Annotated in this window: 9 protein-coding genes; all 9 read left to right on the forward strand. The window is 62.8% G+C overall.

Translation table 11 applies throughout. The features are described 5' to 3' along the window. Nucleotides 1-75: 75 nt before the first annotated feature. The 9 genes from nth (at nt 76) to parE (ending at nt 14,019) form a co-directional block, all read left to right on the forward strand. Entirely contained in the window at nt 76-750 is a 675-nt protein-coding gene (gene nth / locus KVT38_RS17465) for an endonuclease III (protein ID WP_217595022.1), read from the forward strand. Beyond that, nucleotides 747-4,448, forward strand: a complete 3,702-nt coding sequence (locus KVT38_RS17470) for a dynamin family protein (protein WP_217595023.1) — start codon at nt 747-749, stop codon at nt 4,446-4,448. The genes nth and KVT38_RS17470 overlap by 4 nt, the downstream gene beginning before the upstream one ends. Before the next feature lie 284 nt (nt 4,449-4,732). Beyond that, on the forward strand, nt 4,733-6,517 hold the full coding sequence (locus KVT38_RS17475) for an ABC transporter ATP-binding protein (RefSeq protein WP_217595024.1): 1,785 nt from the start codon (nt 4,733-4,735) through the stop codon (nt 6,515-6,517). Further along, the gene (locus KVT38_RS17480) at nt 6,514-8,313 is read left to right on the forward strand and encodes an ABC transporter ATP-binding protein (RefSeq protein ID WP_217595025.1); all 1,800 of its coding nucleotides are present in this window, start codon (nt 6,514-6,516) and stop codon (nt 8,311-8,313) included. The genes KVT38_RS17475 and KVT38_RS17480 overlap by 4 nt, the downstream gene beginning before the upstream one ends. Before the next feature lie 247 nt (nt 8,314-8,560). Beyond that, the gene (locus tag KVT38_RS17485) at nt 8,561-9,385 is read left to right on the forward strand and encodes a GDSL-type esterase/lipase family protein (RefSeq protein WP_217595026.1); all 825 of its coding nucleotides are present in this window, start codon (nt 8,561-8,563) and stop codon (nt 9,383-9,385) included. An 18-nt stretch (nt 9,386-9,403) separates the two neighbouring features. Further along, complete coding sequence (locus KVT38_RS17490) at nt 9,404-10,453, forward strand: ABC transporter ATP-binding protein (protein ID WP_217595027.1); 1,050 nt, start codon at nt 9,404-9,406, stop codon at nt 10,451-10,453. Continuing rightward, nucleotides 10,437-11,423, forward strand: a complete 987-nt coding sequence (locus tag KVT38_RS17495; protein WP_217595028.1) for an ABC transporter permease — start codon at nt 10,437-10,439, stop codon at nt 11,421-11,423. The genes KVT38_RS17490 and KVT38_RS17495 overlap by 17 nt, the downstream gene beginning before the upstream one ends. Before the next feature lie 107 nt (nt 11,424-11,530). After that, complete coding sequence (locus KVT38_RS17500; protein WP_217595029.1) at nt 11,531-11,863, forward strand: hypothetical protein; 333 nt, start codon at nt 11,531-11,533, stop codon at nt 11,861-11,863. A gap of 182 nt (nt 11,864-12,045) precedes the next feature. Continuing rightward, nucleotides 12,046-14,019, forward strand: a complete 1,974-nt coding sequence (gene parE / locus KVT38_RS17505; protein ID WP_217595030.1) for a DNA topoisomerase IV subunit B — start codon at nt 12,046-12,048, stop codon at nt 14,017-14,019. The last annotated feature ends 14 nt before the right edge of the window (nt 14,020-14,033 follow it).

Below are 14,033 nucleotides of genomic sequence, written 5' to 3' on the forward strand. Positions count from 1 at the left end.
GAATCGCGGATCTTCAGCTAAACTGAAAGTTAATGCTTAAACAGGGAAACGAAGCATGGGAGATGGAAGCAAGCGATGAATAAAACGAAGATGCGATATATTTTGGACGAGATCGCCAAAATGTTCCCGGATGCGCACTGCGAGCTGAACCACCGCAACCCGTTCGAGCTGACGATCGCCGTCCTGCTGTCGGCGCAGTGCACGGACGAGACGGTGAATCGCGTCACGGCGACGCTGTTCGAGAAATATAATAAGCCGCAGGACTATCTGGACGTTCCGCTCGAGGAGCTGGAAAACGACATTCGGCGCATCGGCCTGTTCCGCAACAAGGCGGCGAACATCCAGAAGCTGAGCCGGATTTTGATCGACAAGTACGACGGCGAAGTGCCCGCCAGCCACGAAGGACTGACCGAGCTGCCCGGCGTCGGGAGGAAGACGGCCAACGTCGTCATGTCCAACGCCTTCGACGTGCCCGCCATCGCGGTCGACACGCATGTGGAGCGGGTATCGAAGCGGCTCGCCGTCGCGAAGCCGGACGACTCCGTCCTCGAGGTCGAAAAGAAACTGATGAAGCTCGTGCCGCGCGAAGAATGGACGCTGACGCATCACCGTCTCATCTTCCTCGGGCGCTACCATTGCAAGGCGCAAAATCCGAAATGCGAAGTATGCCCGCTGCTTGACGTTTGCCCGGAAGGCAAGCGAAGAATGAAGCCCGCGGCCGCTCGCAAGCGGGGAGGAGCAGTATCATGATGGCGGCGAAAATGGATACCGTGACCGATAGGTCGGTCGAGGCGGACGGCAGCCTGACCGGCTATAGCGCTGCGCTGCTGCGCATGTCTCAAGCCGCCGCACAAGCGGGCGACGCCCAGGCGGGCGGCAAGCTGGCAGAGCTCGCGGGCAAGCTGTCGCTGGACATCGCCACGCTGGCGTTTTGCGGACACTTCTCCGCGGGCAAGTCGACGCTCGTTAACGCGCTGTGCGGTGCGCAGCTGCTGCCGTCGTCGCCGATCCCGACGAGCGCGAACGTGGTCACGATCGCGAACGGGAAGCCGGCGGTCAAGGTCGAGTTCGTCGGCAAGGACGGCTCGGTGAAGGAAATACCGGACGTATCCGTCGAGCGGCTAGGCGACCTGGCCGTGGACGGAGAAGGCGTATCGTCGATCGACGTGCGCTACCCGATCCCGCTGCTCGGCGATTCGCTAGCGCTCGTCGATACGCCGGGAGTCGATTCCACCGACGGGGCGCACCGCGCGGCGACGGAATCCGCGCTGCACCTGGCCGACGTCGTTTTTTACGTGACGGACTACAACCATGTATTGTCCGATGTGAACTTCCGCTTCCTTCGCATGCTGCACCAATGGGGGAAGCCGACCTACTTGATCGTGAACCAGATCGACAAGCACCGCGAGAGCGAAGTGTCCTTCGAAGCGTTCCGGGCGGGGCTCGCCAGCGCGTTAGAGGCTTGGCGCATCGAGCTGGCAGGCCTGCTGTTTCTGTCGATGCGCAGGCCCGATCACCCGCTGTCGCAGATGGGCGAGCTGCTGCGCGTCATCGAAGCGCTGAAGGGCGAAAAGGAGAAGTTGCTGCTGCACAGCGCGGACCGCTCGGCCCGGCATTTGGCGGGCGAGTTCAGGGAAGGGCTGCTGCAGCGCCAGGCGCAGCTGCGAGAGACGCTGCTCGCGCAGGCGGGCGGAGAGAGCGGCCTCGCGGAGTTGGCGCAGCGGCGCGCCGCGCTGACCGCCGAGCTGGAAGCGGCGAGGACGGCGGGGGAGCGGCAGCTGGACGGCTTGAAGCGCGAGCTCGACCAGCTGCTGGGCAATGCCGGGCTCACGCCGGCCGAGACGCGCGAGAAGGCGCGCGCCGTACTGGAGAGCAGGCAGGCGGGCTTCAAGGTCGGCTGGCTCGGCAGCGGCGCCAAGACCGAGGCGGAGCGCGAGCGCAGGCTCGCCGAGCTCGCGGCGGACTTCGCCGCGCAGGCGGAGGCGAACCTGCACGTTCACGTGCGGGCGATGCTGCGCCGCGAGGCGAGAAATGCCGGCATCGGCGATGCGGCCTGGGAAGCGTCGCTCGAGGCGGACTTCCCCGCGCCGGACGCCGCATGGATTGCGTCGCTCGTCAAGCCTGGCGCAGGAGCGGGCGGCGATGCGACGCTCCAGTACGCGTCCGAGCTTAGCTCGGAGTGGAAGCGCAGGGTGAGGAAAACGGCGCTCGCACGCTTCGAGGAAATCGTCGCAAGCCGGCAGCCGGAGCGCGATGCGGACGCCGCATCGCTCGCAAGCTCGCTCGGCGAGCTGAGCGAAAGGCAAGCGGCAGCCGACCGTCTTCAGGCGCTCGACGCGGAGGCGGCTGAAGCAGAGCGCAGTCTGGTGGAGATGCTCCCGACGGCGGGTGTCGCCGACATCGCCGAGCTGAAGCTGCCGGCGCCGGCGCCGCTCGAAGCGCAGACCGCGTCGCAGCCGGTGTCGGCGGACGCGGCGCCGGCCGTCAGCCTGTCGAGCGCCGGAGTCGAAGCTGCGGCAGATGAGGCTGCCCAGGCCGGAGAGAGCGGCTCTTACGGCGCCTCTGCAAGCGCCGCGAGCTTGCTCGAGCGCGGCTCGGCGCTGCTGGCGCCGTTCCCCGAGCTCGCGCGGCAGCGCGAAGCGCTGTCTGCCAAGGCGGCGCAGCTGCGGGACAGCCGCTTCACGATCGCGCTGTTCGGGGCCTTCAGCGCAGGCAAGTCTTCCTTCGCCAACGCGCTCGTCGGCCAGCCGGCGCTGCCCGTGTCGCCGAATCCGACGACGGCGACGATCAACCGGATCGTCGCGCCAGAACCCGATGCGCCTCACGGCACGGCCCGCATCTATATGAAGGAAGCGGAAGACATGCAAAGCGACCTCGCGCATTCGCTCGCGCGCCTCGGCGTCCGCGAGCGCGATATCGCGTCCGCTGCCGGTCCTGCGGAGCTGTTCGCCCTGGCGGCGCGCATGTCGCCGGACGACATCCATCCGCGCGGGCGGCCGCACTTGGCATTCCTGCGCGCCGCCGCACGCGGCTGGGACCGCTACGGTCCGCTGCTCGGCACATCGTTTACGGCGGAGGGCGCCGACTACCGCCGCTATGTGGCGGACGAGGAAGCGTCCTGCTTCGTCGCCTCGGCCGACCTGCACGTCGACTCGCCGCTGACTCGCAGCGGCGCGGTGCTCGTCGACACGCCCGGAGCGGATTCGATCAACGCCCGCCATACGGGCGTCGCCTTCGTGTACATCAAAAACGCGGACGCGGTTCTGGTCGTTACGTATTACAATCACGCCTTTACCGAAGCGGACCGCAGCTTCCTGCAACAGCTCGGCAGCGTCAAGGACGCCTTCGAGCTCGACAAAATGTTTTTCGTGCTGAACGCTGCGGACCTCGCCGCTTCGGCCGAGGAGCTGGCGGGCGTCGCCGCGCACGTCGAGTCGCAGCTGCTCAAGCACGGCATCCGGCAGCCCCGCATTTATCCCGTCTCGAGCCTGCTCGGCCTCGAAGCGAAGCTGGCGGGCGACGCTGCCGGACGCAGACAATCCGGGCTGGCCGACTTCGAAGCCGCCTTCCGCCGCTTCGCGGACGAGGAGCTCGGCAGCCTGGCGCTCGCCTCCGCGCGCAAGCAGCTCGATCGCATCGGCGCGCGCATCGACGGCCTGCTCGGCGCCGCCAGCGAGGATGCGGCGAGCAGGCAAGCGTCCGCCGCCGCCATGCTTCGGGCCGCCGAGTCGCTGCGGGAAGCCTGGTCGGCCGGGCCGCCCGAAGCGGCCATCCAGCCGCTTGTCGAGGAGCTGGGGGAACAGCTGTACCATATGCGCCGCAGGGTGCAGTACCGATTCGGCGAGCACTTCATGACGGCGTTCCACCCGTCCGTGCTCCAGGACGACGGCCGCGATCTGCGCAAGCTGATCGTCTCGTGCTGGCTGGACTTGAAGCGCGGCGTCGGCGAGGACCTTCAGCAGGAGCTGCGGTCGGCCGGGCTTCGCATGGAGACGGCGCTCGGCCGCGTCATCGGCCGGCAGGTCGAGGACGGGATCGCAAAAGCGGGCCTTGGCGGCTTCGAGACGGAGCCGCCCGCAGCGCCGGCGCTTGGCCTGCCGGTGCCGGAGCCCTTCGGCGCCGGCCCGGATTGGGACGGCCGCAAGCTCTGGCAGGCTTTCAAGAGCCCGAAGCACTTCTTCGAGCGCGAGGGCAGCGCGGCGCTGAAGAGCGAGGCAGAGGCCGCGCTTTTCCAGGCGGCCGACGCCTGGCTCGCCGGCGTTCGGGAAGCCTGGGCGAGCCGGATCGCGGCCGCCTTCGAGAGCGAGCTTCAGGATGTCGCGGTCCGTCTTGCGTCGGAGCTGACCGCCTACGCCGAAGGCGTCAGACGCGCGCTCGAGACGCCCGGCTCGGACGACGCGCTCAGACGTCTGCAAAGCGATTGGCAAGGCTTAAAATCGGGCATTTAAGACGATTTTTCGCCAGTGGATTATGTCCGCATATCGACTCTTCTCGCATCGTCACGAGATGTGAGAAGGGTCTTTTCTTGGCTTTGCTCCCGATTTCCCCGTTTTACTGCCGCATACCGGGATGTAAGGGCTTAAACAGGATGATTTAAGAGATATCGGTCTCCCTGCCATGCTTAATCGCTCTCGCACGTACTCAGCGTTTCTCCGTCCGGCATACGGCGTTTGAACGGTTGTGACAATCCTGTTACACTTCCGTGGGGATGCTCACAGGGGAGGACTGTCGCTTGGATATTTTCAAAGGCCTCAAGCAATTTTTCTGGCCGGACAAAGGTTTTTTGATGGGCTCGGTGCTCGGACTCGCAATCGCAACGGCGATCGGTCTCGTGTATCCGCTGCTCCTCAAGGCGTTGATCGACGACGTGATCAAGCCGAAGGAGTTCGACGGCATCATGGGGCTTGCGCTGCTTGCGGTCGCGCTGATCGTCGTCAAAGCCGCTTTTCAGTACGTGCACGGCTTTTGCGGGGGACGTCTTGGCAACAGACTCGCTTACCGCATGCGCAATGCCAGCTACGACAAGCTTCAGCAACTTTCGTTTTCGTTTTACGACCAAGCAAGGACAGGAGACCTCATGTCGCGGCTGACCGCCGACATCGAAGGCATCCGCAACTTCGTCGGGTTCGGCTTCGCCCAGCTGCTCAACACGCTGTTTCTGGTGCTGTTCGGCTTCGGCATGATGTTCTACGTCGACTGGACGATGGGCCTTATGACGCTTGCGATCATCCCGGTTATCGGCTACTTCGCCATTCGCTTTGAGCTGCAGATCCACCCGATCTTCCGCGCCATCCGCATTGCGATCAGTCGGCTCACGATCAGCGTCCAGGAAAACATCATGGGCGTAAGAACCGTCAAATCGTACGACAGCGCGGAGCACGAGTACAAGAAGTTCGACGAAGGCAACAGCCAGTACAAAGAAAACAATCTATCCATCGCGGCCGTATGGGCCACCTATTTTCCGATCATCGAATTCGTAGCCAGCTTCAGCATCGCCCTCCTGCTGCTTGTGGGCGGCTGGCGCGTCATCCATCATCATATGAGCCTCGGCGACCTCGTAGCGCTGAATAGCATGCTCGGCATGATCGTGGCGCCGCTATGGACGCTGGGCTTCCAAATTAACAACTATACGATGTCCAAGGCTTCGGGAGAGCGGCTGCTGGAGCTGCTGAACCGGCATGTCGATGTGCAGCCGCCGGCGCACCCGCATGCGCCTAAGCCCGGCGGGACCGGGCTCATTCGCTACAACGACGTTACCTTCCGCTATCCGAATCACGAGCACCAGCCTTCCGCGCTCGTTAATTTCGATCTGACCGCGGGTCCCGGGTCGGTCATCGGCCTGCTCGGGGGCACGGGTTCGGGCAAATCGACCGTCGTTCAGCTGCTGCTGCGGGCGTACGACGTCACGAGCGGGTCGATCACGCTCGACGGCACCGACATTCGCCAGCTCGACTTGAACGCGCTGCGCAGCCGGACTGCGATCGTGTTTCAGGAATCGTTCCTGTTCTCGACGACGATCCGGGAGAACATCAGCTACGGCTGCGCCGAAGCGACGCAGGAGCAGATCGAACAGGCCGCGAAGCTGGCGGACGCGCACGGCTTTATCATGGAGCTCCCGGGCGGCTACGACACGATCGTCGGGGAACGCGGCATGGGCTTGTCCGGCGGACAGAAGCAGCGGATCGCGCTTGCCCGCGCCTTCCTGATCCGTCCGCAGGTACTCATTCTCGACGATTCCACGAGCGCGCTCGACATGGAGACGGAGCACCGCATCCAGCTGGCGCTGCGGCAGGTGATGGAAGGGCGGACGGTGTTCATTATCGCCCACCGGATCTCCTCGCTTCGCCACGCCGACGAGATTGTCGTCCTGGATAAGGGGCATGTCGTTCAGCGCGGCAGGCACGAGGAGCTGGTGCGGCTGCCGGGTCTGTACCGGGAGACGTACCGCACGCAATACGCGGACCGGCCCGACGAACTCGGCGAGGACGCCGCAGGCGGCAGGAGGGTGAGCGGATGAGCAGGCAGTTTCAATACCAGGACGACGTCCTGATCGAAAAATCGTTCAACTGGAAGCAGATGGCCCGGTTGTTCGACTACTTGAAGCCGTATAAAGGCGCGGTGACGCGCGTCGTGTTCGTCATGATGGTATTCGGCATGCTGACGCGGCTTGCGGTTCCTTATCTGATCAGCCTGGCGATCGACAAAGTCATCGATCCGGACGGCGGCAACGGCAGCATGGGCTACCTGTCGATCGTGTTCGGCGTGATGGCCGCCATGTACGGCCTGCGCTGGTGGGCGCAAAACTATACGATCCGGCATACGAACGACATCGGGCAAAAGGTCATTTACGACCTGCGGTCGGCGCTGTTCAAGCATGTGCAGACGCTGTCGTTCCGCTTTTTCGACAAGCGTCCGGCAGGCTCCGTTCTCGTGCGGATCACGAACGACGTCAACGCGCTGCAGGACTTGCTCTCCAACGGCGTCGTGAACTCGGTGATCGACATCGCCCAGCTCGCGGGCATCGTCGTCATTCTGCTCGTGCTGCAGCCGAAGCTGGCGCTCGCGGTCATGATCACCGTGCCGCTGCTCATTTTCGTCTCCTCCTCGCTTCGCAAGCGGACGCGGATGGCCTGGCAGACGGTGCGCATCAAGCAATCCCGCATCAACTCGCATCTGAACGAGGCGATCCAGGGCATGCGGGTAACGCAGGCGTTCGCGCAGGAGAAGGAAAATCAGCGCTTCTTCGAAAACCTGAACGGCAGCAGCATTCGCTCCTGGAACACCGCGTCCGCGCTCAATCAGCTGTTCGGTCCGGTGATCGAGGTCACCTCCGCGATCGGGACGCTGATCCTGCTGCTGTACGGCACGCATCTGATCAAGCAGGACGAACTGACCGTCGGAGTGCTCGTCGCGTTCATCACATACGTGAGCAACTTCTGGGAGCCGATCAACCGGCTCGGGCAGATGTACTCCCAGCTGCTCATCTCGATGTCTTCGGCGGAGCGGATCTTCGAGTATATGGACGAGAAGCCGATCGTCGCCGAAAAGGAGGACGCGAAGCCGATGCCTAACGTCCGCGGACGCGTCCAGTTCGACCATGTCGTCTTCGGCTACGACCCGGATCGCCTGGCGCTGAAGGACGTCAGCTTCGACATCAAGCCGGGCATGACGGTCGCGCTCGTCGGCCATACCGGTTCGGGAAAGAGCACGATCGTGAACCTGCTCTGCCGATTTTACGACGTCACCTCGGGTCGCGTCCTCATCGACGGCATGGACGTCCGCGACGCGACGCTGGACAGCCTGCGCAGGCAGATCGGCATCGTCATGCAGGATACGTTCATCTTCTGCGGCTCGATCCGGGACAACATCCGCTGCGGCCGGCCGGATGCCACCGACGCGGAGGTCGAAGCGGCCGCGCGCTCGGTGCGCGCGCACGAATTCATCGTGAAGCTGCCCGACGGCTACGATACGCAGGTGCAGGAGCGCGGCACGGCGCTGTCCATGGGACAGCGGCAGCTGCTGTCGTTCGCCCGCGCGCTGCTCGCGGACCCGCGCATCCTGATCATGGACGAGGCGACCGCGAGCATCGACACCGAGACCGAGGTGCGCATTCAGGAGGCGCTCGGCACGCTGCTCGAGCACCGCACCTCGTTTATCGTCGCCCACCGTCTGTCTACGATCCGCCATGCGGACCTCATCCTTGTACTCGATCACGGCGTTATCGTGGATCGGGGCAACCACGAGGAGCTCATGCGCAGGCCGGGGCATTATCGCAATCTGATCGAAGCGCAGTACAAGTTTTTGTCGGCCTGATCGGTTCTGCTTATATCGCTCCCGCCCGGTGAACGGGCGGGAGCTTTTTGCGCGCTTGCGGGACTCTCGCGCGGTCGCTTGCATGGGAGCATGCATCCTTTGCTTGCCCGATTTGAAAAAGCGGTTCTGATTCGGTAAATTGAGGGAAACGAAATAGACGCAAATGACGGGAAGGCGCGGGCAAGAAGCGAGCAGACGCGGGCAGCACGCAGCTGGCTGCGGCGCCGCTTCGAGAGGAGGGGGAGGCATGAGAGGCAAAAAGGATCGGCTATGGCCCGTGTTGGGCACGGTATGCCTGCTGTGCACGGCGCTGCTGCTGCTCGGATTCGGCTGGGCGCTGAAAGATGCGTGGGCGCCGTCGGGAGGGCTGGCGCTTCCTTCGCCGACGCAGGCGACGCCGCAGCCGGGCGGCGAATGGACGAGCCTGCCGGAGATCAAGGCGATCGCGATCGGCGATTCGCTCACGCGCGGCGTCGGCGACGTCGCGGGCAAAGGCTACGTGGCGGACAGCCTCGATGAGCTCTCCAAGTCGATGGGCAAGCCGGTTAAGCTGAGCGGCAATCTGGCGGTGAGCGGTCTGGAGGCCGCCAAGCTGAACGAGCTGCTGGACGGCAAAGCGATGCGGGATGCGGTGGCCGGCGCAAACCTCGTGCTGCTCACGATCGGCGGCAACGATCTGTTCCGCTCCTCGCAGCAATCGGGTGGATCGATCGCGGAAGGCGGCGGCATCGATCCCGAGCTGGCGAAGCGGCTGCTGCCGACGACCGAGGCGCATCTCAAAGCCGTGATGACGAAGCTTCGCGCGATCAATCCTTCCGCGAAGATCGCTTATGTCGCGTTGTATAACCCGTTTTACGAGCTTGCGCAGCTGCGGCCTGCGATCGCGTCCATCTTGGCCGATTGGAACGGCTACGCCGTCAAGCTTGCCGAAGCCGACGGCAACATCGTCGTCGTGCCTACGGCCGATTTGTTCGAGGCGCAGTCAGCGCGCTATTTGTCCTCGGATCATTTCCACCCGAACGGAGCGGGCTATGCCCGCATCGCGATACGCGTAGCGCAGGCGCTTGATTGACAGAAAGGAGGCCGCGGGATGCAAAAGAGCATGACGGCAGAGAATGCAAGCGTTAGCGTTTCGAGTTCGGCCGAAACGGAGCGGGAACGCGAAAGCCGCGTTCTACGAGAGCCGCCCGTGCTTTCCGTGGAGCATCTGTCCAAGACGATCCGCGGCCGCAAGATCATCGACGATATTTCCTTCGACGTCCGCGCCGGGGAGATCTACGGCTTCCTCGGTCCCAACGGCTCTGGCAAGACGACGACGATCCGCATGCTGGTCGATCTCATCAAGCCGACTTCGGGCCGCGTGCTCGTCTGCGGCGAGGACGTGAACAAGCATCCCGAGCGGGCGCTCAGGCATGTAGGCTGCATCGTCGAAAATCCGGAAATGTACGGCTTTATGACCGGCTGGGAAAACCTCGATCTGTTCGCCCGCATGCAGGAGGGCATCGGCGAAGCGCGCATCGAAGAGGTGGCGAGGATCGTGCGGCTGGATTCGCGCATCCACGACAAGGTCAAGACATACTCCCTCGGCATGCGGCAGCGGCTCGGCATCGCGCAGGCGCTGCTCGGCGCGCCTAAGCTGCTCATTCTGGACGAGCCGACCAACGGACTTGACCCGAAGGGCATCAAGGAGCTGCGGGCGTTTATCGCCGAGCTCGCCGCCGGTGGCATGAGCGTGTTCGTGTCCAGTCACCTGCTGAGCGAGATCCAGCTCCTGTGCGACCGCGTGGCAATCATCGACGGCGGACGGGTGATCGCGGTGGGCGACGTGCATGACATGATCGCGCAGTCGGAGGCGCATACGCTGTGGCTGTTCGAGGATCCGGAGGCGGGACGGCGGCTGCTGACGGACGATCCGCGCGTCGAGGTGGCGGACGGGGACCGCGCGCTGCTAGACGAGTCCGTTCTGCTCGCACTGCCGGGCGCCGTGCCTACCCTCGTGCGTCAGGAGGACATACCGGACGTCGTCGCCCGCTGCGCGTCGGCAGGCGTCGGCGTGCTCGCGGTGCAGCGCGTCGTACCGACGCTGGAGTCTTTATTTCTCACGTTGACGGGAGGCGAGCGCGATGCGTCGGGATCTTGAACTGATCCGCAACGAAACGGTCAAAGTGTGGAAGAAAAAACGGTTTGCCGTCATCGTCCTTATTTTGCTTGCGCTCGTACCGGTATTCGTGTACGCGCAAATGAAAATCGCGCAGAGCAGCCAGGGCAAGTATGCGGACTGGAGGGCGGAGCTGCGGCAGCGCATCGCCGACAATACGAACGCGCTCACGAGCGACCGGATTCCCGAGGAGTGGAAAAAATGGCGCGTCGCGCTCGTGCAGCAGCTGCAGTATTACCTCGACCGGGACGTCAACCCGAATACGCCGAATGCAGTGCGTTTTACCAACACGTTTTTGCAAAATGCCGTCGGCTTGTTTATTCCGCTTATGGTGCTCGCCGTCGCATCCGACATCGTCTCCTCCGAACGCTCGGGCGGCACGATCAAAATGCTGCTCACCCGTCCGGTCCGACGATGGCGCATCCTTGCCGCGAAGCTGGTTACGCTCTCGATGTACGTCTCGCTTATTCTCGTGACGACGGCCGCCGTCAGCTACCTCGTATCGGGACTTGTGTTCGGCTACGGCGGCTGGCGCGAGCCGGTGTTCGTCGGCTTTAAGCTGAACGGCTCGAATATGGATACGACAGGCGTCCATGCGATCGCGCAAGGCGTTTATATGCTGATGCAGCTCGGACTTGTATGGTTTTCCGCGATGACGGTCGCGGTGATCGCCTTTATGGTATCGGTGCTCGTCCGCAGCACGGCCGCGAGCCTTGTGACGATGATGGCCGCCGTCATCTCGGGCTCGATTCTCGCCAACATGGCCTCGTCCTGGCACAGCGCCAAATACTTGTTTAACGTCAACCTCGATCTGTCCGTCTATTTGCAGGGCTCGCCCCCGCCGATCGAAGGGATGACGCTCGGATTTTCCCTTGCCGTGCTGGCCGTTTGGTCGCTGGCCGCGATCGGGGTGTCGTTCGCCGTATTCACGAGACAGGATATTTTAGCTTGATGCAGGTGGATAGTTATTCCATTTGTCAATGGCAATTGGAAGTTTTAAGTGCGGGTTCGACATCGTTCTTGTCCATGCTATAATCGATTCAAGGACGGTGAGCCACGATGAGCGAAGAGTTGTTAAGGCAGATCGCTGAGAAGCTTGGAGATGTTGTGGGACGGCTGGATCGGATGGAGCAGAAGGTGGACCAGATCGACAATAGGCTGGAACGCGTCGAGCAAAAGGTGGATCAATTCGAGCAGAAAATGGACCAAATGGACCTGAGTTTGGCGCGAGTCGAGCAAAAGGTTGACCGTATCGACACGAAGCTCGACGCTGCTTTCGAACAAGTCGCGAAGAACACCGAGCACGAAGTCGCATTTAACGATCTTGCCTCCAAGGTGGCGGAGCATACGACGGATATCCGGCTGCTCAAAAAAATCGTCGTTGCCAGTTAAGGCCAGTCCGGTTAAACTCTATACGTCATCATTCATGACCGTTTCTGCAACGCGCAGGCGGTTATTTTTATTTGCGGGGCATCATTACATTACGGACGCCTTGTGCATTTTCTGCCTTTTAGCTTAAAATGAACGGAAGGCGCGTCCTTGACGGACGCTAGAAGCAGCAAGGAGGATCATTCGTGACCGAACAAACAGACCTGTATGCGGAGAGCGCGGCGCAGGCGGGTACGACATACGGAGCGGACGACATACAGGTGCTCGAAGGGCTGACCGCCGTCCGCAAGCGGCCCGGTATGTACATCGGCAGCACTACCTCATCGGGCTTGCACCATCTTGTCTGGGAGATCGTGGACAACGCAGTCGACGAGCATTTGGCCAAGCATTGCTCGCGGATCGACGTAACCATTCACGGCGACAACTCCGTCACCGTGCAGGACAACGGGCGCGGCATTCCGACCGGACTTCACAAGACGGGCGTGCCGACGCCCCAAGTCGTCTTCACCATTTTGCACGCAGGAGGCAAATTCGGCGGCGGCGGGTACAAAAAGTCGGGCGGCCTGCACGGCGTAGGCGCCTCCGTCACGAACGCTTTGTCGGAATGGCTCGAGGTCGAGATTTACCGCGAAGGCAAGACGCATCGGATGCGCTTCGAGACGTGGATCGACAAGAACGGCAAAGAGCATGTCGGCGAGCCCGTCACGGGCCTCGAGGTGCTCGGCAATACGAACAAGACCGGTACGAAGGTGACGTTCAAGCCGGACCCAAAAGTTTTTCACGGCAATGTCTCGATCAATTACGATACGCTGTCGGAGCGCCTGCAGGAGATCGCGTTCCTGAATTCGGGCCTCAAGGTGACGGTCAAGGACCAGCGCTCGGGCAAGGAGGACGTGTTCCACTACGAGGGCGGCGCCAAGCAGTTCGTGCAGTTTCTGAACGAGGAAAAGACGGTGCTGCACGACGTCGTCCACTTCACCGCGGAGCGCGACGAGATCGAAGTCGAAGTGGCGCTGCAGTACAACGACGGCTACACCGAGACGATCGCCTCGTTCGTCAACGCCATTCCGACGCGGGGCGGCGGCACGCATGAGACGGGCTTCAAGACGGCGTATACGCGCGTCATGAACGAGTACGCCCGCAAGATCGGCCAGCTCAAGGAAAAGGAAAAGAACCTCGAGGGCAGCGATCTGCGCGAAGGGATGATGGCCGTCATCAACATCAAGATGTCGGACGTCGAGTTCGTCGGCCAGACCAAGGACCAGCTCGGCAGCGCCTCGGCGCGCAGCGCGGTCGACGCCGTCGTGGCGGAGAAGATGGCCGTGTTTCTTGAGGAGAATCCGCAGGTCGGCCAGCAGCTCATCCGCAAGTCGGTGCAGGCGTCCAAGGCGCGCGAAGCGGCGCGCAAGGCGCGCGAGGAGATTCGCAGCGGCAAGAAGCGCAGCGAGAGCGCGAGCCTCGGCGGCAAGCTATCGCCCGCGCAGTCCAAGGATTATACGCGCAACGAGCTGTTTATCGTCGAAGGCGACTCCGCCGGAGGCTCGGCCAAGCAGGGACGGGATTCCAAGTATCAGGCGATCCTGCCGCTCAAGGGCAAGCCGATGAACCCGGAGAAGGCCAAGCTTATCGACATCCTGAAGAACGAGGAATATAAGGCGATCATCGCGGCGACGGGCGCCGGCGTCGGCCCCGAATTCGACGTCGAGGAATGCAACTATTCCAAGATCATCATCATGACGGATGCCGATACGGACGGCGCGCATATCCAGGTGCTGCTCCTGACGTTTTTCTACCGGTACATGAAACCGCTCATCGATGCGGGCAAGGTGTTCATCGCCCAGCCGCCGCTGTATAAGCTCACGCGCAAGTCCGGGAAGCTCGAGACGGTGCGCTATGCCTGGACCGACGAACAGCTGCAGAACTACCTGAAGGAGATCGGCAAGGGCGCCGAGCTGCAGCGGTACAAGGGGCTTGGCGAGATGAATCCGGAGCAGCTGTGGGAAACGACGATGAATCCGGAGTCGCGCACGCTGCTGCAGGTGCAGATCGAGGACGCCGCGAAGGCGGAGCGCCGCGTGTCCACGCTGATGGGCGACAAGGTCGATCCGCGCAAGCGCTGGATCATCGACAACGTCGACTTCACGGAATACGAGGAATAAGAACGGAGAGACTT

It is taken from the genome of Cohnella sp. GbtcB17 (assembly GCF_019091135.1).
Lineage (GTDB): Bacteria > Bacillota > Bacilli > Paenibacillales > Paenibacillaceae > Cohnella.

What these genes read in the sequence shown, in the direction of transcription:
- nth (WP_217595022.1), top strand. Translation starts at nt 76, where the DNA reads ATGAATAAAACGAAGATGCGATATATTTTGGACGAGATCGCCAAAATG.
- KVT38_RS17470 (WP_217595023.1), top strand. Translation starts at nt 747, where the DNA reads ATGATGGCGGCGAAAATGGATACCGTGACCGATAGGTCGGTCGAGGCG.
- KVT38_RS17480 (WP_217595025.1), top strand. Translation starts at nt 6,514, where the DNA reads ATGAGCAGGCAGTTTCAATACCAGGACGACGTCCTGATCGAAAAATCG.
- KVT38_RS17485 (WP_217595026.1), top strand. Translation starts at nt 8,561, where the DNA reads ATGAGAGGCAAAAAGGATCGGCTATGGCCCGTGTTGGGCACGGTATGC.
- KVT38_RS17490 (WP_217595027.1), top strand. Translation starts at nt 9,404, where the DNA reads ATGCAAAAGAGCATGACGGCAGAGAATGCAAGCGTTAGCGTTTCGAGT.
- KVT38_RS17495 (WP_217595028.1), top strand. Translation starts at nt 10,437, where the DNA reads ATGCGTCGGGATCTTGAACTGATCCGCAACGAAACGGTCAAAGTGTGG.
- KVT38_RS17500 (WP_217595029.1), top strand. Translation starts at nt 11,531, where the DNA reads ATGAGCGAAGAGTTGTTAAGGCAGATCGCTGAGAAGCTTGGAGATGTT.